This is a genomic window from Acinetobacter bohemicus ANC 3994 (assembly GCF_000367925.1).
GTDB classification, from domain to species: Bacteria; Pseudomonadota; Gammaproteobacteria; order Pseudomonadales; family Moraxellaceae; genus Acinetobacter; species Acinetobacter bohemicus.
In genome coordinates this window covers 1-25408 of sequence record NZ_KB849175.1, presented here as the reverse complement: position 1 = coordinate 25408, position 25408 = coordinate 1, and the positions used below count along the sequence as shown (strand labels likewise).

Annotated in this window: 21 protein-coding genes, 2 tRNA genes and 3 rRNA genes; 15 read left to right on the top strand and 11 right to left on the bottom strand. The window is 41.5% G+C overall.

Going from position 1 to position 25408, the window contains the following annotated elements; all coding sequences use genetic code 11:
• Positions 1 to 105: 105 nt before the first annotated feature.
• On the top strand, positions 106 to 705 hold the full coding sequence (gene wrbA / locus F994_RS10515) for an NAD(P)H:quinone oxidoreductase (RefSeq protein WP_004650435.1): 600 nt from the start codon (positions 106 to 108) through the stop codon (positions 703 to 705).
• A gap of 158 nt (positions 706 to 863) precedes the next feature.
• Here the strand turns inward: wrbA and F994_RS10510 are convergent, their stop codons facing one another.
• From F994_RS10510 to F994_RS10490, 5 genes are all read right to left on the bottom strand, one after another.
• The gene (locus tag F994_RS10510) at positions 864 to 1223 is read right to left on the bottom strand and encodes a hypothetical protein (RefSeq protein WP_034697066.1); all 360 of its coding nucleotides are present in this window, start codon (positions 1221 to 1223) and stop codon (positions 864 to 866) included.
• A 473-nt stretch (positions 1224 to 1696) separates the two neighbouring features.
• Positions 1697 to 2863 carry a class C beta-lactamase gene (ampC, locus tag F994_RS10505; protein WP_004650432.1) on the bottom strand — a complete coding sequence of 389 codons (1167 nt, stop codon included), beginning with the start codon at positions 2861 to 2863 and terminating at the stop codon, positions 1697 to 1699.
• A gap of 201 nt (positions 2864 to 3064) precedes the next feature.
• The gene (locus F994_RS10500; RefSeq protein ID WP_004650431.1) at positions 3065 to 3640 is read right to left on the bottom strand and encodes a xanthine phosphoribosyltransferase; all 576 of its coding nucleotides are present in this window, start codon (positions 3638 to 3640) and stop codon (positions 3065 to 3067) included.
• 90 nt (positions 3641 to 3730) lie between these two features.
• Positions 3731 to 4444, bottom strand: a complete 714-nt coding sequence (locus tag F994_RS10495) for a DUF3108 domain-containing protein (RefSeq protein WP_004650430.1) — start codon at positions 4442 to 4444, stop codon at positions 3731 to 3733.
• A gap of 166 nt (positions 4445 to 4610) precedes the next feature.
• Positions 4611 to 5291, bottom strand: a complete 681-nt coding sequence (locus tag F994_RS10490) for a hypothetical protein (protein ID WP_004650429.1) — start codon at positions 5289 to 5291, stop codon at positions 4611 to 4613.
• A gap of 239 nt (positions 5292 to 5530) precedes the next feature.
• Here F994_RS10490 and F994_RS10485 point away from each other — a divergent pair, with 239 nt between their 5' ends.
• Positions 5531 to 6409: an energy transducer TonB gene (locus F994_RS10485; protein ID WP_004650428.1), complete on the top strand. Its 879-nt coding sequence runs from the start codon at positions 5531 to 5533 to the stop codon at positions 6407 to 6409.
• A 27-nt stretch (positions 6410 to 6436) separates the two neighbouring features.
• Here the strand turns inward: F994_RS10485 and F994_RS10480 are convergent, their stop codons facing one another.
• The 4 genes from F994_RS10480 to miaB form a co-directional block, all read right to left on the bottom strand.
• Positions 6437 to 6832, bottom strand: a complete 396-nt coding sequence (locus tag F994_RS10480) for a hypothetical protein (protein WP_004650427.1) — start codon at positions 6830 to 6832, stop codon at positions 6437 to 6439.
• 351 nt (positions 6833 to 7183) lie between these two features.
• Positions 7184 to 7666 (bottom strand): rRNA maturation RNase YbeY, encoded by a 483-nt coding sequence (gene ybeY, locus F994_RS10475; protein WP_004650426.1) that lies wholly within the window; start codon positions 7664 to 7666, stop codon positions 7184 to 7186.
• Positions 7667 to 7696: 30 nt separating this feature from the next.
• Positions 7697 to 8770, bottom strand: a complete 1074-nt coding sequence (locus F994_RS10470) for a PhoH family protein (RefSeq protein ID WP_004650425.1) — start codon at positions 8768 to 8770, stop codon at positions 7697 to 7699.
• A gap of 38 nt (positions 8771 to 8808) precedes the next feature.
• Positions 8809 to 10263: a tRNA (N6-isopentenyl adenosine(37)-C2)-methylthiotransferase MiaB gene (gene miaB / locus F994_RS10465; RefSeq protein ID WP_004650423.1), complete on the bottom strand. Its 1455-nt coding sequence runs from the start codon at positions 10261 to 10263 to the stop codon at positions 8809 to 8811.
• 364 nt (positions 10264 to 10627) lie between these two features.
• Between miaB and F994_RS10460 the strand changes: the two genes are divergently transcribed.
• The 5 genes from F994_RS10460 to F994_RS10440 all read left to right on the top strand — a co-directional run bounded on the left by F994_RS10460 (position 10628) and on the right by F994_RS10440 (position 15249).
• On the top strand, positions 10628 to 12601 hold the full coding sequence (locus F994_RS10460) for a lytic transglycosylase domain-containing protein (RefSeq protein WP_034697063.1): 1974 nt from the start codon (positions 10628 to 10630) through the stop codon (positions 12599 to 12601).
• A 34-nt stretch (positions 12602 to 12635) separates the two neighbouring features.
• The gene (locus F994_RS10455; protein ID WP_004650421.1) at positions 12636 to 13292 is read left to right on the top strand and encodes a ribonuclease T2 family protein; all 657 of its coding nucleotides are present in this window, start codon (positions 12636 to 12638) and stop codon (positions 13290 to 13292) included.
• A 170-nt stretch (positions 13293 to 13462) separates the two neighbouring features.
• Positions 13463 to 14449 carry a malate dehydrogenase gene (locus tag F994_RS10450; RefSeq protein WP_004650420.1) on the top strand — a complete coding sequence of 329 codons (987 nt, stop codon included), beginning with the start codon at positions 13463 to 13465 and terminating at the stop codon, positions 14447 to 14449.
• 176 nt (positions 14450 to 14625) lie between these two features.
• Positions 14626 to 14886 (top strand): DUF2789 family protein, encoded by a 261-nt coding sequence (locus tag F994_RS10445; protein WP_004650419.1) that lies wholly within the window; start codon positions 14626 to 14628, stop codon positions 14884 to 14886.
• A gap of 105 nt (positions 14887 to 14991) precedes the next feature.
• Entirely contained in the window at positions 14992 to 15249 is a 258-nt protein-coding gene (locus tag F994_RS10440; RefSeq protein ID WP_004650418.1) for a DUF2789 family protein, read from the top strand.
• Between the two features lie 126 nt (positions 15250 to 15375).
• Here the strand turns inward: F994_RS10440 and F994_RS10435 are convergent, their stop codons facing one another.
• Together F994_RS10435 and F994_RS10430 are read right to left on the bottom strand one after the other, a co-directional pair.
• Positions 15376 to 15903, bottom strand: coding sequence for a hypothetical protein (locus F994_RS10435; RefSeq protein WP_004650417.1), 528 nt, complete (start codon positions 15901 to 15903; stop codon positions 15376 to 15378).
• Between the two features lie 94 nt (positions 15904 to 15997).
• Positions 15998 to 16600 carry a 2OG-Fe(II) oxygenase gene (locus F994_RS10430; protein WP_004650416.1) on the bottom strand — a complete coding sequence of 201 codons (603 nt, stop codon included), beginning with the start codon at positions 16598 to 16600 and terminating at the stop codon, positions 15998 to 16000.
• 116 nt (positions 16601 to 16716) lie between these two features.
• Here F994_RS10430 and F994_RS10425 point away from each other — a divergent pair, with 116 nt between their 5' ends.
• The 8 genes from F994_RS10425 to rrf all read left to right on the top strand — a co-directional run bounded on the left by F994_RS10425 (position 16717) and on the right by rrf (position 25388).
• Entirely contained in the window at positions 16717 to 17574 is an 858-nt protein-coding gene (locus F994_RS10425) for a 23S rRNA (adenine(2030)-N(6))-methyltransferase RlmJ (RefSeq protein WP_004650415.1), read from the top strand.
• Positions 17575 to 17618: 44 nt separating this feature from the next.
• A complete protein-coding gene (gene pssA, locus F994_RS10420) occupies positions 17619 to 18446 on the top strand; it encodes a CDP-diacylglycerol--serine O-phosphatidyltransferase (RefSeq protein WP_004650414.1) in 828 nt (275 codons plus the stop codon).
• 39 nt (positions 18447 to 18485) lie between these two features.
• Positions 18486 to 19559 carry a DUF6670 family protein gene (locus tag F994_RS10415; protein WP_004650413.1) on the top strand — a complete coding sequence of 358 codons (1074 nt, stop codon included), beginning with the start codon at positions 18486 to 18488 and terminating at the stop codon, positions 19557 to 19559.
• Between the two features lie 452 nt (positions 19560 to 20011).
• A 16S ribosomal RNA gene (locus tag F994_RS10410) occupies positions 20012 to 21549 on the top strand.
• 61 nt (positions 21550 to 21610) lie between these two features.
• Positions 21611 to 21687 (top strand) — tRNA-Ile (locus F994_RS10405).
• 71 nt (positions 21688 to 21758) lie between these two features.
• Positions 21759 to 21834, top strand: a tRNA-Ala gene (locus F994_RS10400).
• A 361-nt stretch (positions 21835 to 22195) separates the two neighbouring features.
• Positions 22196 to 25093 (top strand): 23S ribosomal RNA (locus F994_RS10395).
• 180 nt (positions 25094 to 25273) lie between these two features.
• A 5S ribosomal RNA gene (gene rrf / locus F994_RS10390) occupies positions 25274 to 25388 on the top strand.
• The 16S, 23S and 5S rRNA genes sit together here with 2 tRNA genes alongside, the layout of an rRNA operon.
• The last annotated feature ends 20 nt before the right edge of the window (positions 25389 to 25408 follow it).

Here is a 25408-nt window from a genome sequence, read left to right as displayed (position 1 = left end):
AGTCTCAATTTTTTAATCATCTTTATGAATTTTCATGACTAAGCTTAACCAAAAAATGGGAAAAATACCGTATAGTTTTCTTTTTTAGCTTCGTTTATAAAAATTATGCAGCCTTATATCCTTGTTTTATATTACAGCAAATATGGTTCAACGAAAGACATGGCGCATTTAATTGCCAATGGTGTTGAAGCGACAGGTATGGCGGTAAAAATTCGGACTGTGCCAAATTTATCAACTGTTGTGCAACAGGCAGAACCAAGTATTCCTGCGGATGGCGATATTTATTGTACTTTAGATGATTTGGCGCATTGTTCAGGCTTGGCTTTGGGTTCGCCGACGCGTTTTGGCAATATGGCCAGTGAAATGAAGTATTTTTGGGATCAGACCACCAGTCTTTGGTTAAACGGTGCATTGCATCATAAACCGGCTTGTGTATTTACCTCATCAGGTTCGATGCATGGTGGGCAGGAAAGCACTTTACTGACCATGCTTCCACCGTTGTTTCATCATGGCATGATGATTATGGGTTTGGCCAATGCCAATCCTGCTTTATCCAACACTAAATCTGGCGGTACGCCGTATGGCGCAAGTCATGTCAGTGGCCCACGTCATGACTTGGGTTTAAGCCAAGATGAAAAAGTCCTCTGTGTCGAACAGGGTAAGTGTTTGGGTAAGGTGGTGCAGAAGTTACAGGCAGGTGCATGATTGATCGCGTAGAAAGTGAGTTTAGTCAGCACACTTTCTGGGGCTGTTCTAAATCTTTCTAATGTGTATGAATTTTTGAACTGTCTCAAAAGAAGTCCAAAGCACATTGAAAAATGAATTACTTTGGACTCTTGAATCTCAAGCTAAACCATGATCGTTTAAACTTTTTCTTTAAAACGATGATTGCATTTTAAGCATTTGTAATCTAAGAACATATTTTTATCGATAATGACACCCGCTTTTTTACCAAAGATATTACCTAAAACACCCCCTGTAATACCGACTGCAATTGCGCCAACAAAAGTCCCGACCGTTCCACCAAAAATCACACCCAATGGACCCGCGACAGCGCCGATGGCCGCTCCAGTTGATGCACCCGTTGCCGCACCACCCACCGTTCCTGCTGTCGCACCAGCAGAAGTCATGAGAATGCCACTAATGGTTTTTAACTTTTGTTCGTGATCTCGTTTTTCAACGTCAGCAGAGCCGCATTTTGGACATAGCATAGATTTTTCCATCAACTATTTATCTGTTCTTTATCTTGTGATGAAGTACTTAAAATACGCCACAAAGATAATCAATCATTACAACCAAGCAACAGTATGTAGCTTCTTGCGCATGTTGTCAGGAATATTTCATACCAATTTAATTCTAGCCGAATCATAGCATCGAAGTTTATCTGAGTTGTAAATAGACAGGCTTAAACAGAGTAGATGAATAGGCAGAAAGAGATATTTACGTTTTATTTTTACTTTAAACTGTACATATAGAATGTGATTGTTAAGTGATTTTAATGAAAACTGTGATTAATGAATAGGCGTAGAACACAGCTATTCATATAAAAAGCCCAATCGGGTAGGATTGGGCTTGAAAACAAATTAAGTAACTGATTTGTATTAAAATAAAAAGGTAATTTCGTATAAAGTGTATTATGTTTATTTTAGAAAAACTAGATGTATCTTATTGGTTTAAGAATATTTCAACTCAAAACTTATTTACTTTTTAGTCTATTAAAGACTTCATATGCTGCCTTAATTCGCTCTTCATTTGGTATTTTTTTATTCATCAACATGACTAACCCAAATTTTTCTTCAGGAATAAAAACAACATATGTTCCAAAACCATTGGTAGAACCCGTTTTATGAAAAACTTTAGACTTTGTCTGAATAGTATTTTTTTCAACATAATTTGATTGCATAACAATTTTTTCAGAATTACTTTCTTGTAAAATCTCTAAAGTTGTAGGATAAGAAAAAGTCTCCCACCCAAGTGCTTGTGTCATGTTGCCAAGTTTAAAATACCCCTTATGTGTTTCTAAAATAGCTTTCTTAAGATCAGAGTTAGATTTTTCTACATTCAAATTTGCACTTACAAATTTAAGCATATCTGGAAGTGTAGATTTAACCCCATATGCTTGAGCATCTAAAGCACCGGGGCTAACTCTAATAGGGTTATTCTTCTGATCATAACCAAAAGCATAATGTTCTTTTTGTTCTTCAGGAACATTGACATAAGTATGTTTCAAATTAAATTTTGGAAAAATTACTTGTTCTAATAATGATATGAAAGGAACTTTCATTGATCTTGCTGTTATTTCGCCAAACAACCCTATACTTGGATTTGAATATTGACGATATTGACCAGGGGGATTTTTTATATGCCAATTTTGGAAATATTCTAAAACTTGCTCATTTGTTTTTACACTATCTGGAAATTGTAATGGTAAATTACCACTTGTATAGGTTACCAATTTCAGTAAGTTAACCTTATTAATCTCTGACTTTTGTAATGCAGGCCAATATTTACTTGGATGATCTTGGAAAGATAGTTTACCTTGGCTCTTGGCGTAAGCACCTGCTGTTGCAGTAAAAATCTTACTTACAGAACCTAATTCAAAAATAGTCTGGCTATCAACCGCTTTATCATCGATATAGGATTGAATACCATAGTATTGTTCGTGATTTCCTCCATTATAAATAACACCTACTGCCATTCCTAACACACCATATTTTTCCATAAGTGGCTTAAATGACTGATTGATTGTTGTCTCAATATTGTCCTTATCTTTTTTCACATCATAGGCATTAGAATAGGTGCTCAATCCTATAGCTAATGTAAAGAGGCTGAGTCTAAAGCCTTTCTTAGTTACACATAACATTCCTAGTATTTCCATCAATTATACAAATCGCTATCTTGCCATCTATTTAGAATCTACTCTTTAGTAAATCTATTAATTTCCATCCCATTTAACACAATGGTCGTTATATGAAATGGGGGTGTTATTCCCAAATAGAAATGTCCGGTTTCTCCAAAATAAAAAAAGAGCGCCTAAGCGCTCTTTTAAAATGCAGATTGAAACTTAGTCACGAACAAATTCAACAGTACCGTTGCTTAAAGATTTAACACGAGCCAAAGACTCAACACGGTAGCCTTTCTCAATAAGGAGATCACGACCAGTTTGGAAAGATTTTTCAATCACAATACCGACACCAATCACTTCTGCATTGGCTTGGTGAATCAGGTCAATTAAACCTAAAGCCGCTTGACCATTTGCCAAGAAGTCATCAATCACTAATGCTTTGTCACTCGCATTAATGTGCTTGTTGGAAATCGCAATTGTGCTTTCAGTTTGTTTGGTGAAAGAGAATACTTTAGAGCGATATAAGTCATCTTTTAGCGTTAAAGATTGATATTTACGCGCGAAAATGACAGGCACGCCTAGTTCTAAACCTGCCATTACTGCTGGAGCAATACCCGAAGCTTCAATGGTAATAATCTTAGTGATGCCTGCATCTTTAAAGCGAGCAGCAAATTCTTTACCAATTTGCTGCATCAATACAGGGTCAATTTGATGATTCAAGAAAGCATCAACTTTCAGAACTTGATCAGATAGAACGATACCTTCATTTAAGATTTTCTGTTCTAGTGCGTGCACAGGAGAGTCCTCTAAGGGCGGATGCTTTTTCAAGCAAAGGCGTATTTTAAAAAGGCGCTGAAAAAATGCAAGCAAAATTGATCAAATCGATTAATTCGTGGAGCCTTTATACCCAGTTAGCAGCAAACCGTATGATGTTTTGCCATCTTGGTGAGAAACTTTCACCGGTACATAGTCAAGTTTAGGCGCTAACCAAAAAATGGTATCGCGGTTTGGCTTATCGTGTTTCATGACAACTTTAATGGTATCGAAAGTTCCGTAAGAGGTTGTTACTCTCTCTGAACCTTGTTTGACAAATTTACGTGCTTCAACTTCTTTCGCATCCGCAATGGCATAACTCGATTTTAAACCTGAGGCTTTTAAGTCTTCACGCAGCTGTAATTCTGCATTAAGTTCATCTAAAACACCCGCTTTCCACGCAAAAGAACGTGCTTTATCATCTTTTTTGGTGGAAATGGTTTTCGTGCTTGGGTTGAATTTTATGCTCATGGTGTTGTTATGCACTAAAATTTTACTGCTGCGACTAAAGCTATCTGAAACAATTTGGTTGCCATTAAAGCTAAAACGGCTGGTTTCAGTGGCAGATGCGATAGCACCCGCTTTTGCCGTAAAAACATACGTCCAGTTATTGCCCGACTTGATTAAATTACGTGTTGCCGAGCCCATATTTTTGCCGTTATAGCTAAATTGATAACTTGCTTGGAATGGACTTATGGCAAATGCTTGGTTTGAAAAACCAGTAAACAACAGTGTAGCGGTTACACCAGAGGCCATCGCAATTGTTTTTAATACATTGTGAGCCATAAGTACAGTCTTCCTATGAAGTTTGAATAAAGTGCAAATTTCTTGCTTGGTTTCTATTATGCACTTTGATTATGAAGATAAAATTCGAATTTTTGTCCAATCTGTATTTTTATGTAGTTTTTCTGGAGATAAAAATACAGATTCCAATTTTGGGAAATAGTTGAGTTTATTTTTGCTTAACTGGGCTGGCCTTGGTTTCAGCGAGGTCATCATCTATGTCCCAATCTTCGACAGGTTCTTCCGACATTTTTCTAAATAAAGCAGTCAGATTGACATTACCAATGATCACCAATTCAGCTTCGCGTAAAACCGCATGGTTGACATGAACTTTGGCTAAAGTGTCGATAATCGAGCGGTTTTTGCCTAACCAGCGATTTAAGTCCAAATGCAGTAAATCATCTTTAACTTTAATGACCTTTAACTTTTCAAGAATCATACCTAAAGGATCTTTATTTAAGACTTTTTGGTAGAAAAATAAAGCAAAGTTGACCGCAATTTTTTGCAATATATTTTTAAATTTCGCTTCAATGACGGTCGTGTCACTGATTTGTTCAAACACAATGAGCTGGATATCTTTATTCATTTCCATTTGAATTAGTTTTAAATCGACCGAAAGGGTAATGTATAAACCTTTAACATCGAGTGTTGCATATAAACGCAACCAGTCATCATGTAAGTCTGCATGCAAGTCTTTGAGCATAGAGACATTGTCGGTGACAAAACGCTGAAAAGTGGCATTCAGAAAAACTTGGGATAATGGGAAATCACGCTCATCTTCAATAAATCCCTCTGCTTTTTGGTACACTTGACGTATACGTTTAGAGATATTGGATATTAGCGTTTGCATATAAAGCATCCTAGCAAGTGAATCTTCTTGGACTTCGATAGGTTTTGTCGAAAGTATTAAAAATACAAGTATTCCGTCTTGCAGTTTAGCAAAATTAATTGCACCATTTTCATGATTTTAATTCTATGCAGTTCGCTTGTTGATTGAATTCTCGTTTTTTATTCAAAAGTGGAAGCTGTATTTATTTTATGCTGTTTTTATACAGTTTGGGGAACCAGACATTTTGTCGGTTTAATGTGATGCTTAAGAAAATCAATTTTACACCTTTAATGTATGCATGGTGGAAAGATCCTATTTTTAGCGGTGCAGTGATTTTAGCTGCCGTGCTGCATTTAATTATTTTGACTTTGCAATTTGCAATGCCACAAGAAAGTGATGCAGCAGTAAAAGAAATTGCGGTGACTTTGCGTCCTAGCAAAGACAAAATTGAAAATGCTGATTTTCTGGCTCAGGCCGATCAGCAGGGTTCAGGCACCTTCCGTGAAGCACATCGGATGTCGAGCGATATGCCAGCCCCCATGCTTGAGCAAAGTGCCGGTGAGAAACAGCTAGAAAGTTTAGAAAAACTACAACAAAAGCGTGAATTAAGCTTTGATGAAAAAGTCTTAATGACCACCTTAAGCTGGAAAAAAGAAGCAGAACAAAATCAACGTAAAAAAGCAATGCAAGAGCTGAATAGTCAGTTTCAAGCCAAAGCAGCAATGGTGGCAAGTTTAGAAGCACAATACTTACAACGTCAGCAAAATTTTAGTCGTCAGCAAAAGATTAAAACGGTCGATGGGATTCAAGCAAAACAAGATATTTCAGCAGCTTATTTAGAAAAATTTCGCCAAAAAGTTGAATTTTACGGCAACCGTTATTATCCCGATGCCGCCAAAGCGCAACAATTGGCAGGGGAAGTACGTTTAATGGTGATTCTAAATAAGAGTGGCGGAATTCGTGCCATTCGTTTAATTGATAGTTCAGGGCATAGCTTACTGGATGAGGCGGCCAAAGCATCGGTGCGTAAAGCCGCACCTTTTGGTGCTTTTGATCAAGCGATGAAAGAGATTTCGGAGCTGCGTATCGTGCGAACTTGGCGCTTTGATCCAGCCGAAGCTGAATTTGAAGTGAAATAAGTCAAATTTAAAACGGATGCATGACCATTATTCAGCAAGACGATAAACACCATCTTGTTGTCCGCCGAGCCAAGTCACGGCCAACTGTTTGTCATGAATTTCTAAACGGGTTGGGAATATTTCTAGGTTTTTGGCATATTTGGATGCTGCTTTTAAACCAATACAGTTGCCATTTTTCCACCATGTTCCTTCGGCATATTGATCTAATGCACCGACGGCAAGATACCACTTAAATTTGCCATTCGGTTCAAGTAAAAGTTCTGAACCCACTTCCATTACACCTTGTAAATAATAATGTCCTGCCCACGTGCTATCTGTAGATTGAAACTTTACTTGCTTACAGGTGGTTTCATTATGGGCATAGAGCTGCGAACTAAAAGGTAAAGAAGAAATGCAGAAGAGTGCAGTCAGGATTTTTTTCATGAAGGTGCCTCTATATTTTGATGTGACTTTAAAGGTGTTTTTATTTTCTTGGATTGATCTTTTATAAGAGAAGTAATGTTTCTTTTCAAGCAAAGAATAGTGAATCTGGTTTAAAAGGTATGAATAAAAAGAGAGTTTTTTATGCTTTTAGAAAAAAAATTTGGGTGAGAATGATAAAAAATTTATTAGATTTACCCTCCACCTAACCTCCTCCCACAGGGAGGAGGGACTACCGATGTTAAGTTAAGATTGAAAGTTCCCTCTCCTTTAAGGAGAGGGTTAGGGTGAGGTGAAGCCCCAATATGGAGTATAAAAAAGCGAGCATTACGCTCGCTTTGAAACTGTCAGATTCTAGTCTTGCTCGGTATAAGGGTTATCAAAACCGAGTTTTTTCAGGATTTCAATTTCTAAGGCTTCCATTTCCTCGGCATCTTGCTCAGACGTTTCATGGTCATAACCCATTAAATGTAATGTGCCATGTACCAACATATGGGTGAAATGTTCAATCGGTGTTTTTTGCTGATCGATCGCTTCTTGTAAAACCACAGGAATACAAATCACCAAATCACCAATTGGGAATGAATCTAAAATTGCCGCCATTTCATCGGGAAGGTCGCTTGGGAAGGACAACACATTGGTCGGTTTGTCTTTACCACGATATTCCAAATTCAGTTGATGGCTTTCAGCATTGTCGACACAGGCAATGCCAATTTCGCAGTTACTTTGTGTCGCAATATGACGTAACGAGGTTTCTACAACTTTTTTGAGGTAAGCACGTTTCAGCACCAATTCAGGGGCTTGAAAATTTTGCTGTAGAGAGAGGCTAAGTTTCAACGTGAATCCTTAATTCATCGAATATTTGAGTCAGTCCTGAGCATCGGCGGCAGCATTATTTTCAGCAATCAGCGCTTCTTGAAGTGCTTTGCGTTCTGCCCGCGCTTCTGCACTTAGACGGTGTTGTTCACTGTCCCATCCTTCATAAGCTTCGACAATTTTTTGTACCAGCTGATGACGTACCACGTCACGAGAATGGAAACGGGTAATATGAATTTCTTTGACGTTCTCGATTACGCGTAATGCATGCGATAAACCGGACTGTTGGCCACGTGGTAAATCGACTTGCGTGATGTCACCCGTAATCACGGCACGAGAACCAAAACCTAAACGGGTCAAAAACATTTTCATCTGTTCAGGCGTGGTATTTTGCGCTTCATCTAAAATAATGAAAGCATGATTGAGGGTACGACCACGCATATAAGCCAGTGGTGCCACTTCAATCACTTGACGTTCAATCAGTTTAGCGACTTTTTCAAAACCCAGCATTTCGTATAAAGCATCGTAAAGTGGGCGCAAATAGGGGTCAATTTTCTGGCTTAAATCACCGGGTAAAAAACCGAGTTTTTCACCGGCTTCAACGGCGGGGCGAACCAGTAGGATACGCTGAATTTCATTGCGTTCTAGCATATCGACAGCAGCGGCAACGGCAAGGTAGGTTTTACCTGTCCCTGCCGGGCCAATACCAAACGAGATATCACTTTGCAGAATACGTTGTACATAACGCTTTTGGTTTGCACCACGTGGGTTAATTCGACCTTTACGCGTTTGTAACCAAACCTCGTCTAGACCCGTATGTTGCTGATCAGGATCGCTGAGTAACTCACGATCGGTCTGACTGCCTTGAATCATCAAATGCAGTGTATCGGCACTGATTTGTTCAGAGACTTCGGCTTCTTCATGTAAGCGCTGCAATAAAACTTCAGCTCTTTCAACCGCATCAATATCACCATCGATAAAAAAACTATCACCACGGTGAGAAATTTTTACATCTAAACGTTGTTCGATTTGTTTCAGATGACCGTTATAAGCACCAAGCATGCTTTGTAAACGATCTACTGAAATACCCGGAAAAGCCACTGTACGTCGAATCGCTGCAGTCAAGAGATATCCTTTTGGGAAGTTAAATCTATCTGCTTACATTACGCCACGTCAGGCTCAAGATTCAATAGCTCACCGTAAACAAAATTCAAAGTTTTAATTTCGGTAATTTCGATTTCTGCAAAGCGACCGACCCATGCTGCATCACCAATAAATGAGACATAACGTGTGTTATCGGCAGTACCGACCAACAGGTTTGGATCTTTATCAGAAATATTTTCAATTAGGACACGTTGGATCGTACCCAGCATGGCATCTGTTTTATCAATACTTGAACGCTTAATCCATTTTTGAACTTTACCAAGACGTTCTTTTTTCACATCTTCAGGGGTGCTGTCTGCAAGTTCTGAAGCGGGCGTACCCGGACGTTTGGAATAGATAAAACTATAGGAATGATCGAAATCTAGATCCTGAATAAATTGATAGGTTTCTTCGAAGTTTTCATCAGTTTCACCCGGGAAGCCAATAATGAAATCTGAAGATAAATGCATATCTGGACGAACTTGACGCAGCTTGGCAATTTTATCGATGTAAACATCAATGGTGTGGTTACGCTTCATGGCTTGCAGAACATCGTTTGAGCCACTTTGTACAGGCAAATGTAGATGTGAAACCATTTGCGGAAGATCGCGGTAACATTCAATTAAATCGTCGTTAAATTCAAGCGGATGTGACGTGGTATAGCGTAAACGGCCAATACCCGGAATTTCAGCCACTAAACGCAGCAAATCTGCAAAGGTACAGATGTTGCCTTCAAAGGTTTCACCGCGATAACCATTCACGTTTTGACCTAAAAGCGAAATTTCACGCACACCTTTTTCAGCCAAACCTGCAATTTCAGCCAGTACGTCATCTAGCGGACGAGAAACTTCTTCACCGCGGGTATAAGGAACCACGCAGAAAGAACAGTATTTTGAACAACCTTCCATAATCGAAACAAAGGCTTTGTAACCTTCAACGCGTGGTTCAGGTAAAAAGTCGAATTTTTCAATATCTGGGAAAGAAATATCCACCAATTTGATTTTATCTTTTTTCGGCTTTTCGATTTGATCGCTATGTTGATCTAACATTTGTGGCAAACGGTGCAAGGTTTGTGGGCCAAAAACCATGTCGACATAAGGTGCACGTTTTTGAATGTTGTCACCTTCTTGCGAAGCCACACAACCACCGACGCCAATCACCAAATCAGGATTTTTTTCTTTCAGTTTGCGCCAGCGACCCAGTTCAGAGAATACTTTTTCTTGGGCTTTTTCACGAATAGAACAGGTATTCATCAGTAGAATATCGGCTTCTTTCGGATCTTTGGTCAGCACATAACCGTGTGAGTCGCCTAGCAGGTCTGCCATACGATGACTGTCATACTCATTCATCTGACACCCTTGCGTTTCGATATACAGTTTTTTTACTGATCCGTCGGCTGGGGTGTGCTGTGGCTGGGTAACAGTGTTTTCTGAAGCAGCTTGGGCACTATTGGGAATGAAGGTTTGAACCGTCATGTAGGCTCCTAAAAGATAAATCGAAGAAATCGCAATTAAATATCCCCATGACCTTGAGGTAAAGGGTTCTAGTGAGCTGCCTGTTCCATTTTATTTCAACGCATGTTTGAAACTGAATTCGGAAAAAGGGGGCGAGCCAGAATAATTAAAAATTACGATTTGAATAGAAGAAAGGCGCACATTTTAGCAGGAATTGAATATAAACTTATAGTTATAAATAAGCAGACAAGAAGATTGATTTATGAGGTAAAAATGCTTGAAAATTAATATTGTCTAATCAGAAGGTTACACAACAGAACAGTAGAGTAGTTTAATAATAATTACACTATTTAAAAATGATTAGGTGCGATCAAGGCAACACTAAATGACGGAAGGCAGGCATATGTTCAATCAGTTAATCAATAAAAAATATTATAAAGTGCTTGCTTTGGGTTTGGCATCAGCAGGATATGTGTCGGTGACGCATGCAGCAGATGAGCAATTTAATGATGCTTTACAAGCAGCTAACGCTGGAAATATCGGATTGCTGCAACAATTTCAAACATCGATGCAAAATGATGTTTTGGGTTATTATCCTGAATATTGGTCACTGAATGCGAATTTAGCCATCCAACCTGCGAGCAATATTGTTAATTTTGCCCAGCGTTACCCGCAATCCGCTATGGCTGAAAAATTAGCAGCGGACTACGTCGAAGAAAAAGTCAAACAAGCCGATTTCGCAACAGCACAACCTGTTTTGCAGTATGTAAGCAATGCGGATCAAGCAGAAAGTTGTGCTGTGGCTCAGGTACGTGCAAAATCAGGTGATTCTCTGGTTTTTGCTGAATATAAGGATGTTTGGCTCAACACCAATTCACAACCTGAACCTTGTATGGGCTTGGGGCGCATGATGTTATCTAGCCCTTTAATGACAGAACAAGACCGACAACAACGCTTATGGGGACAGCTCCGAGCAGGTCAGTCAGGTCAGGCTTTGGCGACTGCACAAACCTTGGGGATGAGCTTATCTTTATCCCAACTCAATCAAATTCAAGCCAATCCGTTAAATTATTTATGGTCTGCACCCAAAGTATCCGCTACTGATCATGCCTATTTAGTCTTTGCGCTGGGACGTTTAGCCGACAGTGATTTAAATACCGCTATCTCATCTGTGCAACGTGCGGCACAAGGAACACCTGTGCAAGTGCAAAAAGCCTTATATCGTGTTGTCGGATATATTGGCGGTACCACGGTGATGAAAAATAATTTCAATCGTGAAGTGTTGGACTATTTAGACGCCAGTTATGGCTTGCCATTTAGTGCTGAAGAAGCCGAAATTTATGCCCGTCAAGCCATTCGTTTTAGTAGTTGGGAAAGTTTAATTCGTGCCATTGATGCCATGAGTGTGTCGCAAAAACAAGAAGACCGTTGGCAATATTGGTTGGCACGTGCTTCTGAACAGCGCGGAGATGCCGGTTCTAAACACACTGCACAAGAAATCTTTAAAAGATTGGCACACGGTGATGATTATCATAATTTATTGGCCAAAGATCACTTGGGGCAAAGTTACAATAACATTCCAAATAATGTGCAACCATCAAACAGTGATATACAGCGCTTAAACCAAGATATTCATTTTAGCCGTGCTTTTGCTTTACGCCGTGTCAATGCACCTGACAATTATATTAATCGTGAGTGGAATTGGGCAGTCCGTCAGGCCTATTTAAAACATGATGATGGTTTACTGCTAGCCGCTGCAAAACGTGCCACAGATATGGGTTGGTATGACCGTGCGATATATGCGGCAGATCGTACTGAAAATAAACATAATTATGCTTATCGCTATGCCATGCCGCATCAAAGTTATGTGGTGAGCCACAGCCGCAATGCCGGTATCGATCCTGCATGGGCATATGGTTTGATGCGTCAAGAAAGTCGTTTTGTCTCACATGCACGCTCCCATGTTGGAGCGGGCGGTCTGATGCAAATTATGCCAGATACTGCAAAACTCGTGGCGCGTCAGATGGGTGAAACCTATAACCCTGCGGCATTGACCGATATGAACACCAATATTCGTTATGGCACCTTTTATTTATCCATGATTCAGAGTCAACTCAGTAATAGTCCTGTTTTAGCCACCGCAGGTTATAACGCAGGGCCAAACCGAGCACGTCGTTGGCAACCGGATGTACAGCCTATAGCGGCAGATCAATACACGGAAACGATTCCACTGATTGAAACTCGTGATTATGTGAAACATGTGATGACCAACGCAACGCATTATGGGGTGTTGCTTGGACAAGGTGCGCAATCCATTGAAAAACGTATGAATATTATTCCATTAAAGAATAATCCTTAATCATTTTAATTTTGTTGATGGGTCTGACTTGTTAATGATATTTTTTGAGTACAGAGCAGTTTTAACACGGTTCGCACTGTTGGCATTGAGCAGTGTTGGGTTGAGTCTGTTTACATCTCATGTTTTTGCAGCGCCTGTGCAGGGCTATGTGATGCTGGTACAAATGACACCGGCTGTGTGTCTGTTGGATACTCAAAAATCGAAAAAACGAAAATGTTTAGAGGGTTATTCTCTAAATATTGCCGGTTTGTTCCCTGAAACCTCAGAGTCAGAATGCAAAACGGCATCTTCTGCGGCTTTATCACCCTTGCAAGCAAAAGTTGTGGCACGTGTCATGCCCGATGAAAATGCGCGGGTTCAGCTTTGGCATGCAATTGGGGGCTGTGTCCCCATGAATGCCAGTCAATATTTCCGTACCGTGATTAATTATGCTGAACGGCTCAAAGTCCCTGCGGAATTGACCAGTCCTGAAACACGTCCCATGCATATAGCGAATCTTCGCTTGCGCTTTTTACGTTTGAATCCGACTTTGCCGGTCAATGCGATTAAATTTAATTGCTCAGTTTCACATGGAACGCCCATTTTGACTGAGGTAAAATTGTGCTACAAAAACAATGGTCAGTACAAACAATGTCCAGCGACCGTTGAAACCAATTGTCCCGTGTCATTCATAATAAAAGGTTCTTACTAAGCGTTTTTTCGCAATTTTATTCATATTTCCCATTATACTTTTGTTGAAATCCATTCTCTTTTACATGCAACTGCCAAAAGATTGGAGTACAATCTTTCGCGTTTATGATGATTAGATTAAATGGACTAACTATTTAATCGCATTGAATATCCTCTATTGGAGATAATTAGATGAAGCAAGCAGTTCGTGTTGCCGTAACTGGCGCGGCAGGTCAAATTGGTTACAGCCTATTATTCCGTATCGCAAGCGGCGAAATGTTAGGTAAAGATCAACCAGTTATTTTGCAATTGCTCGAAGTTCCTTTTGAGAAGCCTCAAGCTGCGCTTAAAGGCGTAATGATGGAACTTGAAGACTGCGCATTCCCTCTTTTAGAAGGTATGATTGGTACGGATAATCCAGATGTTGCATTCAAAGATGCTGACTACTGCTTACTTGTAGGTTCTCGTCCACGTGGTCCTGGTATGGAACGTGCTGAGCTTTTACAAGAAAATGCTAAAATCTTTACTGTTCAAGGTAAATCAATTAACGATCACGCAAGCCGTGACGTTAAAGTTCTTGTTGTAGGTAACCCTGCGAACACGAATGCTTACATTGCTATGAAATCTGCTCCAGATCTAAACCCAGGTCAATTCACTGCGATGCTTCGTCTTGACCACAACCGTGCGCTTAGCCAAGTTGCGGCTAAAACAGGTAAAGCAGTTAAAGACATCAAAAATCTTACAGTTTGGGGTAATCACTCTCCAACAATGTATGCTGACTACCGTTTCGCGACGATCAATGGCGAAAGCGTAAAAGACATGATCAACGACCAAGAATGGAATGCAAATGTATTCCTTCCTACCGTTGGTAAGCGTGGCGCTGCAATCATTGAAGCGCGTGGTTTATCTTCTGCTGCTTCTGCTGCAAATGCTGCAATCGACCATATGCGCGATTGGGCTCTTGGCACAAACGGCGAGTGGGTAACGATGGGTATTCCTTCTGATGGTTCTTATGGTATTCCAGAAGGCGTGATGTACGGTGTTCCAGTAACATGTGCAAACGGTCAATACACACGTGTTGAAGGCTTAGAAATTGATGCATTCAGCCGTGAACGTATGGACATTACGCTTGAAGAGTTAGAAGGCGAACGTGCTGCAATTGCTCACTTGTTCAACTAATTGATTTCTGCTTAGGCAGATTTGAAATTAGCAAAAGGCACTCCATTTGGGGTGCTTTTTTATGTCTGAAAATTTAGGTTGAACAAAAAATAACATGCTGTGATGCAGTGACAACTGAACTTGCACAGGCTTAGGTCTAACGTAGAAGAAAGTCAGCAAGACTTGAGGAGAACCCTATGTTTGATCAGCAGCCGACATTAGAACTTTTTTTTGAACAATTGGGACTCGACGCGAGTGCAGAAGCAATCGATCAATTTATTGAAACACATCAACTGAGCATGGATGTACCGCTACATAAAGCGCCATTTTGGACACCCTCACAGCATGATTTTATTATCAGTCATTGGAAAAAAGATGATGATTGGGCAATGGTGGTTGATATTTTAAATGAGCAATTACATGTCGAACAACAGCTTTTGGGCTCATGCGAGCTGTGAATACAAATTGAAACAACAAACCTAGTTTTATGACTAGGTTTTTTTAGCAATATCTTATAAGTTAATTGAATAATAAATGACAGATTAGTTGATAAGGAGGGCGAGATGCTCAATCAAAATAAACCATCCTTAGCATTATTGTTTTCACAATTGGGGTTGGCGAATAGCCCAGCAGCTATTGAGTTGTATGTGCGTACCCATCAATTACCCGCACATCAAAATTTACATGATGCCTCTTTTTGGAATAAATCTCAGCGAGATTTTCTGATTAGTCATTTGGTTCAGGATGATGACTGGGCGATGTGGATTGATGAATTAAATCAACAATTACATTTAGATGCATATAAATTACAGATGGTCTAACCGCTATAGATGTAGAACCTATTTTTTGCTTGTGTATGGCGATATGAGTGTTTTGTAAGGGACCGAAATTTTAAATTAAAGACATAAAAAAACTCCTAATTTAAAGGAGTTTTTTTATGTCTGAGCTTAATGCAATTTACTTTGAATTAACTTCATAAACCAAAGTTCTTCACGTATCTGTTTAAATGAATGATGCTGTTGTAATAGCTCTAAATTAAAGTCAGCCGTTTTATGATATTTACCAAGCCAGTAACGCGTTAGCGCAGGTTCATTTCTAGAAATGGATGCATAGGCAAGGAAAAAGTAAATATCACTATGTTCATGTTGGCTGAGCGGTTTTAAAATTTGCTGTGTAATTAAAGCAAAACGCTGTTCCTTGGTAATTTCGAAATACAACATATAAGCTTTTGCCAGATGCAAAGACAGATTTAAATACAAAGACATCGGCATTTCTTCATGTTCAATCCGTGCTTGTTCTAACAGTACCACGGCTTCTTGCAAGAAATGAATCTGCTCTTGACGCAAATTGCTAAAAACCACCAGTTGTAAACGTAAATCGGCACGTTCTAAAGCGAGGGCAGGTGTATTGTTTTCCAAATACAATTGGTCTGTCTCACCGATACGCTCGATAACTTGTTTTGTATTTTCAAACATTAGCCCATACCTCTTTGATGAATGCTCAGTATATCGGGGCAATCGCACGAATTTAAAGGCAAATCTCGTATTCTGTTCTGCTTCGGCTCAATACTTAGAACAAGTTCTGACCGCTACGTAACCATGCGGTAATGGATAAACGTTGATGTTTGGCTTGAATCACTTCATGTAATAAGTCACTTTGAAACATCGCAATACGGTTTGGTTTGGGTTGAATGGTGTGCCATTGCTCATTTTTATCTTGCAGATGTAACTCTCCACCCCAGTCATCCTGCCAATCTTCATGTAAATAATAAACCGTAGAAATGACCCGATCATTTTTCTTTTGTGGGTTGTCACGGTGCAAAGCATAATATTCTCCTGAGTTATAGCAGGCAAAATGTGCTTCGACTTCTTTGATGCCTAAATAAAAATTTTGATTTAAGCATTGAGAGAGCGCTGTCAGGGTTTCGATGTGTTGTTGTGCTATTTTTAATTCATCGCTAATCCAAAGAATATGGTCACTGCGGATTTTACTGACCACGCCACTTTGAATCGCGGCATCACGGAAAAGCTTGAGGTTAGCCGTGCATTCTTCAACTAAGGCATGGACATAGTCTGAAGGGTAAGCATGGTCAATGATGGTAAAACCATGTTGATCTAAATCTTCAATAATTTGATCAACATTCCAAGACTTTGGGAGTTGAATTGCATCCATACACATATACTCAAAAATGATATAGAAAAGGGTGGCGTATTCTAGAGCAAGATATCCTGCGGAACGAAACATTTTTTCATGCTAAAATGTCTGTTGATTATAGGAATTAAAGAAACATGAATTACCGTCACCATTTCCATGCAGGCAACTTTGCCGATGTCATGAAGCATGTGTTATTACTGCAACTTTTAACACGTTTAAATGCCAAAGATAAACCTTATCGCTATATCGATACGCATGGTGGTGCGGGTAAATATGATTTATCGACCTCTGCTGCGCAAAAGTCAGGTGAGTTTTTAAATGGTATTCATCGTTTAGTTAAACTTGATGATTCAATCACCCGTAATGCACCTGAAGCTGTGAAGCAATATCTTAAAATTGTTGAAGATATGCGTGCCGGTTCAGGCAAAGGTGCTTATCCTGGTTCGCCATGGTTTGCGCTAGAAGGTATGCGTGATATTGATAAAGCCACTATTTTTGAAATGCAAAAAGAAGTTTTTCAAGAGTTGTATTTCAATATTCGTGACCGCCGTGCAGGCTTGCATGAACGTGATGCGTATGAAGGCTTATTAGGGGTGATTCCGCCAAAAGAAAAGCGCGGTTTAGTCATGATTGATCCACCTTATGAGTTGGAACGTAAAGATTTCCCGCAATTGGTCGAATTGTTGGCGACTGCACACAAAAAATGGCCGACAGGTGTTTTTGCTGTATGGTATCCAATTAAAGATCGCGCCATGATTGATCGTTTTGAAAAGAAAATGATGAAAACAGGTATTCGCCGTCAGTTGGTGTGTGAAATTTGTGTATGGCCAGATGATACGCCAGTTGGTTTAAACGGTTGTGGGTTGCTGGTGATTAATCCACCTTGGAAATTCTCACAAGATGCTGATGAGGCATTACAATGGTTGTTCCCACATTTACGCATGAGTGAAAATGGTGGACATGCTGCCGTACGTTGGTTGGTTGGCGAATAAGATAGACGTTTAAGAGAGATAGGTTACAGTTAGGATCGATAAGAATGACAAGTATAAACAAACCTGAAAGTGAATCTTCTGCCCGTGATGAGCATGCATTTGATGGCATCACTTTTGAAGTGGAAGAAGAAGAGCATACCCAAGAGGGACAAAAGGTGAAACGTCGTGGAATCTATCTGTGGCCGAATCTCATTACTACGGCAGCATTGCTGTCGGGCTTTTACTCCATTATCGCCAGTATGAATGGTGATTTTACCCATGCCATCTATGCCATTTTTTTGGCAGCATTGCTTGACGGTTTAGATGGTCGTGTGGCGCGTGCGATTGGTGCGCAAAGTGCTTTTGGCGAACAATATGACTCGTTGTCCGACTTACTGGCTTTTGGTGTAGCGCCTGCTATTTTAATGTATAGCTGGAGTTTGCATGATTTAGGCCGTATCGGTTTGGCATGTTGCTTTGTGTATACCGCTTGTGCTGCATTTCGTTTAGCGCGTTTTAATGTGCAAATAGGCGTGGTCGATAAGCGCTATTTTATTGGTGTTGCCAGTCCGTTGGCTGCCATTTTAATGATTACCATCGTTTGGGTGGGACGCGACTTCCCTGATATTTTTGATTTACGTGAAGTTAGTGTACAGATTACCAATGCAGTACTGATTGTTGCTGTTGGTTTGTTAATGATTTCCAATATTAAATATTATTCATTTAAAACATTTGATCGTAAACGTGTGCCTTTTGCGGTGTTACCTATTGCCGTATTTATCTTTGCCGCGATGACCTATAATATCCCTGTAGGTATTTTAGTGATTTCGATTATTTATGCACTGTCTGGCTTTGTGACCACATTTATGGCCAGAAAAAATACCCCAACATAAAAATGAGATAGTGATACTGAAAATAAAAAGGAGCATGATATGCAGTTGTTTCACGATTTATTGGATCAATCTAAACAACTCAATCAAGCTCCGTTTCAGGCGCAGTTGGCTTACCATGCGCAAAAAGGTCGATATAAAACGATTCATCAAGGCTTGATTATTCCGAACCTTCCTGCACCCTTACATTATTTAAATTTTTTGAGCATTATTGGTCAGCCCAATGCCCCAATGCTTCGCAATGAAAGTGCAATTCATTCCACTGCTTTAGATACCGCGACCATTATTGCCAGTGTCAGCCCGCATATGGTTGGGCAGTTGAACTCATATTCAATTAAACAAGAGTGTCATTTTAAAAAAGAATACTTTCAATTTGCAGACCGGGAAATGATTTCAGGGAATTTTCCTCATTTTCGTATTCAGCGCACAGATAAAGAGCTGAGTTTTGATTTATCTATTACCACCAGCAATATCATTTCTTATTTTACCAAGTTGCGTATGGGGTTGGCGGAGCATTGGTCTTTATTGTGCCAATGTGAAGGCGAGATCATTTATAAAGAACAAAAAATGGCAATTCGGCAAATGGGTTGTTTTGAATATGCACGCTCAATTAACTTTTCATATTTGCCTTTGGCATTTTTTACCTATCAAGTGATTAATCTGAAAAATAATCGCCAGTTGCTATTGGCACAAGTTCGAGATTCTTTTAATGGTGTTTTGCAGTCTCGTTTATATTTACGAGATGCTAAGACCGGCATTGCACAAATGTTTGATGAAAATGTCCGCTTTAAAGTACATCGTGTTTATCCAAAGGTGAAAACGCCGAATGGACAAGTTGTGTATCTGCCCCGTGAATTTGAGTGGGGGTATGAGGGTAAAGATGGCACATGTATTTCTGTGCAAGCACAAAGTCGTGGCGATTTTAAATTTGGTTTAGCTGCTGGTTATGTTGGGAGCTTTAAATATCAACTTAAAATTAATCATCATGAAGAAATGGGCGAAAGTGGCTACTGTGAATATATCGATTGTCGCTCATTAACATGGCAAGAAAAAAATAAACAAGAAAAAATGCGCGATGAATTTGCCAATTCTGTACCTTTTGCGTGCAAAAAATAAGAAAAAAGCCATATTTTGTTGAATAAACAACCACTCGTTAAAAATAGATTGAAAAAGGGGTTGTATGGGATGTGAAATGCTGTAGAATGCACATCCATCGGCGGTGATGTTAAATAAAACCTCTGATAAATCAATAAGTTGGTTGGATTGTTAAGATTTCGAATGAGATTTTAAGATTGGATTTAAACTTAGGTTTGTCGGGAAATAATTTAGCAAAACCTGTTGACTTTCTCTGGAAAGAGAGTAGTATAGCCGACCTAGCTTGCTGATGACGAATCAGCAAGAAGATCATTAAGAGATTATGAAGAACAACTTGTGTGGATTTTTACTGGTTGATTGATCGAAATTATTTTCATTGATTGATGGTAGAAATTACTCGAAGTTTATTTGAGAAATATTTGTCAGAAAATTGATGAGCCAAGATTGGTAGCCTTTAAGCTACTACTGATTTTAAACTGAAGAGTTTGATCATGGCTCAGATTGAACGCTGGCGGCAGGCTTAACACATGCAAGTCGAGCGGAGATGAGGTGCTTGCACCTTATCTTAGCGGCGGACGGGTGAGTAATGCTTAGGAATCTGCCTATTAGTGGGGGACAACATTTCGAAAGGAATGCTAATACCGCATACGCCCTACGGGGGAAAGCAGGGGATCTTCGGACCTTGCGCTAATAGATGAGCCTAAGTCGGATTAGCTAGTTGGTGGGGTAAAGGCCTACCAAGGCGACGATCTGTAGCGGGTCTGAGAGGATGATCCGCCACACTGGGACTGAGACACGGCCCAGACTCCTACGGGAGGCAGCAGTGGGGAATATTGGACAATGGGGGGAACCCTGATCCAGCCATGCCGCGTGTGTGAAGAAGGCCTTTTGGTTGTAAAGCACTTTAAGCGAGGAGGAGGAGCTCTAGACTAATACTCTAGATGCTTGGACGTTACTCGCAGAATAAGCACCGGCTAACTCTGTGCCAGCAGCCGCGGTAATACAGAGGGTGCAAGCGTTAATCGGATTTACTGGGCGTAAAGCGTGCGTAGGTGGTCTTTTAAGTCGGATGTGAAATCCCTGAGCTTAACTTAGGAATTGCATTCGATACTGGGAGACTAGAGTATGGGAGAGGATGGTAGAATTCCAGGTGTAGCGGTGAAATGCGTAGAGATCTGGAGGAATACCGATGGCGAAGGCAGCCATCTGGCCTAATACTGACACTGAGGTACGAAAGCATGGGGAGCAAACAGGATTAGATACCCTGGTAGTCCATGCCGTAAACGATGTCTACTAGCCGTTGGGGCCTTTGAGGCTTTAGTGGCGCAGCTAACGCGATAAGTAGACCGCCTGGGGAGTACGGTCGCAAGACTAAAACTCAAATGAATTGACGGGGGCCCGCACAAGCGGTGGAGCATGTGGTTTAATTCGATGCAACGCGAAGAACCTTACCTGGTCTTGACATAGTAAGAACTTTCCAGAGATGGATTGGTGCCTTCGGGAGCTTACATACAGGTGCTGCATGGCTGTCGTCAGCTCGTGTCGTGAGATGTTGGGTTAAGTCCCGCAACGAGCGCAACCCTTTTCCTTATTTGCCAGCGGGTTAAGCCGGGAACTTTAAGGATACTGCCAGTGACAAACTGGAGGAAGGCGGGGACGACGTCAAGTCATCATGGCCCTTACGACCAGGGCTACACACGTGCTACAATGGTCGGTACAAAGGGTTGCTACCTAGCGATAGGATGCTAATCTCAAAAAGCCGATCGTAGTCCGGATTGGAGTCTGCAACTCGACTCCATGAAGTCGGAATCGCTAGTAATCGCGGATCAGAATGCCGCGGTGAATACGTTCCCGGGCCTTGTACACACCGCCCGTCACACCATGGGAGTTTGTTGCACCAGAAGTAGGTAGTCTAACCGTAAGGAGGACGCTTACCACGGTGTGGCCGATGACTGGGGTGAAGTCGTAACAAGGTAGCCGTAGGGGAACCTGCGGCTGGATCACCTCCTTAACGAAAGATTGACGATCGGTAAGAATCCACAACAAGTTGTTCTTCATGAAGATGTATCTGAGGGTCTGTAGCTCAGTTGGTTAGAGCACACGCTTGATAAGCGTGGGGTCACAAGTTCAAATCTTGTCAGACCCACCAATCTAACGAACGAAGATGAAGAAATTCATTGAGAGACAGAGAAGAAGATATATCGAATCTAATGATAAGCTGGGGACTTAGCTTAGTTGGTAGAGCGCCTGCTTTGCACGCAGGAGGTCAACGGTTCGACTCCGTTAGTCTCCACCATATATAAAGCTAGGTGATTACAGAATTTAGTGAATATAAAAACTTAATTAAGTTTTTAGTTTATTAAATTCTGTGATTTATCACAGTTACCTACGATCTGACGAAGACGTAGTTAATCATTAACAGATTATAAATTTGAGTTGAAATAAATTGTTTAAACTCAGAACTGAATTGACATTAATTTGTATCACGCAAGTGTTACGAAGAAATGAAAATAAAGAACTGAGCACTAGCGATTAACTGAATCAAGCGTTTTGGAAAACGAACTAGATTGAAGCTGTACTGTGGTTAAATCCACAAAACTCGAAGCAAGGTCATCAACATTAACTTGTAGTGTTGAAACGACTGTTTGGGGTTGTATAGTCAAGTAATTAAGTGCATGTGGTGGATGCCTTGGCAGTCAGAGGCGATGAAAGACGTAATAGCCTGCGAAAAGCTCCGGGGAGGCGGCAAATATCCTGTGATCCGGAGATTTCTGAATGGGGAAACCCACTTACCATAAGGTAGGTATCGCATGATGAATACATAGTCATGCGAAGCGAACGAGGGGAAGTGAAACATCTCAGTACCCTTAGGAAAAGAAATCAATTGAGATTCCCTTAGTAGCGGCGAGCGAACGGGGAAAAGCCCATTAAGTTATCTAAGTTCTAGTGGAATGCTCTGGGAAGTGCAACCATAGTGGGTGATAGTCCTGTACACGAAAGGGCTTAGATAATGATGTCGAGTAGGGCGAGGCACGTGAAACCTTGTCTGAATATGGGGGGACCATCCTCCAAGGCTAAATACTCCTGACTGACCGATAGTGAACCAGTACCGTGAGGGAAAGGCGAAAAGAACCCCTGTGAGGGGAGTGAAATAGATCCTGAAACCGCATGCATACAAGCAGTGGGAGCCGGCATTGCGTCCGGTGACTGCGTACCTTTTGTATAATGGGTCAGCGACTTATATTCAGTAGCGAGGTTAACCGAATAGGGGAGCCGTAGAGAAATCGAGTCTTAATAGGGCGAATTAGTTGCTGGGTATAGACCCGAAACCAGGTGATCTATCCATGAGCAGGTTGAAGGTTGGGTAACACTAACTGGAGGACCGAACCCACTGTCGTTGAAAAGCCAGGGGATGACTTGTGGATAGGGGTGAAAGGCTAATCAAACTTGGTGATAGCTGGTTCTCCCCGAAAGCTATTTAGGTAGCGCCTCGGACGAATACCATTGGGGGTAGAGCACTGTTTCGGCTAGGGGGTCATCCCGACTTACCAAACCGATGCAAACTCCGAATACCAATGAGTACTATCCGGGAGACAGACTGCGGGTGCTAACGTCCGTAGTCAAGAGGAAAACAATCCAGACCGCCAGCTAAGGCCCCAAAATTATAGTTAAGTGGGAAACGATGTGGGAAGGCATAGACAGCTAGGAGGTTGGCTTAGAAGCAGCCACCCTTTAAAGAAAGCGTAATAGCTCACTAGTCGAGTCGGCCTGCGCGGAAGATGTAACGGGGCTAAAACTATATGCCGAAGCTGCGGATTTGCAATTTATTGCAAGTGGTAGGGGAGCGTTCTGTAAGCCGATGAAGGTGGATTGAGAAGTCTGCTGGAGGTATCAGAAGTGCGAATGCTGACGTGAGTAACGACAATGCGAGTGAAAAACTCGCACGCTGAAAGACCAAGGGTTCCAGTCCAACGTTAATCGGGGCTGGGTGAGTCGACCCCTAAGGCGAGGCCGAGAGGCGTAGTCGATGGGAAATTGGTTAATATTCCAATACTTCTGTGTAATGCGATGAGAGGACGGAGAAGGTTAAGTCAGCCTGGCGTTGGTTGTCCAGGTGAAAGGTTGTAGGCATGTATCTTAGGCAAATCCGGGGTACTCTATGCTGAGAACTGATAGCAAGCTGTACTTGTACAGTGAAGTGGCTGATACCATGCTTCCAGGAAAAGTCTCTAAGCTTCAGTTACACAGGAATCGTACCCGAAACCGACACAGGTGGTCAGGTCGAGTAGACCAAAGCGCTTGAGAGAACTCTGCTGAAGGAACTAGGCAAAATGGTACCGTAACTTCGGGAGAAGGTACGCTGCCGACGGTGATGGGATTTACTCCCTGAGCGGTTGGCAGCCACAGAAACCAGGCCCCTGCAACTGTTTATTAAAAACATAGCACTCTGCAAACACGAAAGTGGACGTATAGGGTGTGATGCCTGCCCGGTGCTGGAAGGTTAATTGATGGGGTTAGCGTAAGCGAAGCTCTTGATCGAAGCCCCAGTAAACGGCGGCCGTAACTATAACGGTCCTAAGGTAGCGAAATTCCTTGTCGGGTAAGTTCCGACCTGCACGAATGGCATAATGATGGGGGCGCTGTCTCCAGCAGAGACTCAGTGAAATCGAATTCGCCGTGAAGATGCGGTGTACCCGCGGCTAGACGGAAAGACCCCGTGAACCTTTACTGCAGCTTGACATTGAACTTTGATCTTACTTGTGTAGGATAGGTGGGAGGCTTTGAAACTCGGACGCTAGTTCGAGTGGAGCCAATCTTGAAATACCACCCTGGTAATATTGAGGTTCTAACTCTGCTCCATTATCTGGAGCGAGGACCATGTCTGGTGGGTAGTTTGACTGGGGCGGTCTCCTCCTAAAGAGTAACGGAGGAGTACGAAGGTGCGCTCAGCGTGGTCGGAAATCACGCGTAGAGTATAAAGGCAAAAGCGCGCTTAACTGCGAGACCCACAAGTCGAGCAGGTACGAAAGTAGGTCTTAGTGATCCGGTGGTTCTGTATGGAAGGGCCATCGCTCAACGGATAAAAGGTACTCTGGGGATAACAGGCTGATACCGCCCAAGAGTTCATATCGACGGCGGTGTTTGGCACCTCGATGTCGGCTCATCTCATCCTGGGGCTGAAGCAGGTCCCAAGGGTATGGCTGTTCGCCATTTAAAGAGGTACGCGAGCTGGGTTTAGAACGTCGTGAGACAGTTCGGTCCCTATCTACCGTGGGCGTTGGAAATTTGAGAGGATCTGCTCCTAGTACGAGAGGACCAGAGTGGACGAACCTCTGGTGTACCGGTTGTGACGCCAGTCGCATCGCCGGGTAGCTATGTTCGGAAGGGATAACCGCTGAAAGCATCTAAGCGGGAAGCCTACCTCAAGATAAGATTTCCCAAGGACTTTATGTCCTCTAAAGAGCCGTTGAAGACTACGACGTTGATAGGTTGGATGTGGAAGTGCAGTGATGCATGAAGCTGACCAATACTAATTGCTCGTGAGGCTTGACTATACAACACCCAAACAGTTGTATTGCTCATCTAATTCGATACAAAATACTTGATTTAGTTTAAAAGCTAGTTACAATACCAACTCAAATTTAGCATAATCTGTTAATAACTCATTTGGTACAAAGTAAGGCATACGAAATAAACAGCGTAAATAAGACCCGAAAAAGTCCATAAACAGTTGTGCTGGCGACAATAGCAAGAGTGAACCACCTGATCCCTTCCCGAACTCAGAAGTGAAACCTCTTCGCGCTGATGGTAGTGTGGGGTTACCCATGTGAGAGTAAGTCATCGCCAGCTCATTATTACTAAAAACACCC

Bases quoted from the DNA above. Each gene is read 5' to 3' on its own strand.
- F994_RS10430 (WP_004650416.1), bottom strand. From the start codon at position 16,600: ATGGATGCAATTCAACTCCCAAAGTCTTGGAATGTTGATCAAATTATT.
- F994_RS10440 (WP_004650418.1), top strand. From the start codon at position 14,992: ATGCTCAATCAAAATAAACCATCCTTAGCATTATTGTTTTCACAATTG.
- F994_RS10455 (WP_004650421.1), top strand. From the start codon at position 12,636: ATGATATTTTTTGAGTACAGAGCAGTTTTAACACGGTTCGCACTGTTG.
- F994_RS10450 (WP_004650420.1), top strand. From the start codon at position 13,463: ATGAAGCAAGCAGTTCGTGTTGCCGTAACTGGCGCGGCAGGTCAAATT.
- wrbA (WP_004650435.1), top strand. From the start codon at position 106: ATGCAGCCTTATATCCTTGTTTTATATTACAGCAAATATGGTTCAACG.
- F994_RS10510 (WP_034697066.1), bottom strand. From the start codon at position 1,223: ATGGAAAAATCTATGCTATGTCCAAAATGCGGCTCTGCTGACGTTGAA.
- ampC (WP_004650432.1), bottom strand. From the start codon at position 2,863: ATGTTATGTGTAACTAAGAAAGGCTTTAGACTCAGCCTCTTTACATTA.
- miaB (WP_004650423.1), bottom strand. From the start codon at position 10,263: ATGACGGTTCAAACCTTCATTCCCAATAGTGCCCAAGCTGCTTCAGAA.
- F994_RS10480 (WP_004650427.1), bottom strand. From the start codon at position 6,832: ATGAAAAAAATCCTGACTGCACTCTTCTGCATTTCTTCTTTACCTTTT.
- F994_RS10495 (WP_004650430.1), bottom strand. From the start codon at position 4,444: ATGGCTCACAATGTATTAAAAACAATTGCGATGGCCTCTGGTGTAACC.
- F994_RS10435 (WP_004650417.1), bottom strand. From the start codon at position 15,903: ATGTTTGAAAATACAAAACAAGTTATCGAGCGTATCGGTGAGACAGAC.
- pssA (WP_004650414.1), top strand. From the start codon at position 17,619: ATGACAAGTATAAACAAACCTGAAAGTGAATCTTCTGCCCGTGATGAG.
- F994_RS10490 (WP_004650429.1), bottom strand. From the start codon at position 5,291: ATGCAAACGCTAATATCCAATATCTCTAAACGTATACGTCAAGTGTAC.
- F994_RS10445 (WP_004650419.1), top strand. From the start codon at position 14,626: ATGTTTGATCAGCAGCCGACATTAGAACTTTTTTTTGAACAATTGGGA.
- F994_RS10460 (WP_034697063.1), top strand. From the start codon at position 10,628: ATGACGGAAGGCAGGCATATGTTCAATCAGTTAATCAATAAAAAATAT.
- F994_RS10425 (WP_004650415.1), top strand. From the start codon at position 16,717: ATGAATTACCGTCACCATTTCCATGCAGGCAACTTTGCCGATGTCATG.
- F994_RS10415 (WP_004650413.1), top strand. From the start codon at position 18,486: ATGCAGTTGTTTCACGATTTATTGGATCAATCTAAACAACTCAATCAA.
- F994_RS10485 (WP_004650428.1), top strand. From the start codon at position 5,531: ATGCTTAAGAAAATCAATTTTACACCTTTAATGTATGCATGGTGGAAA.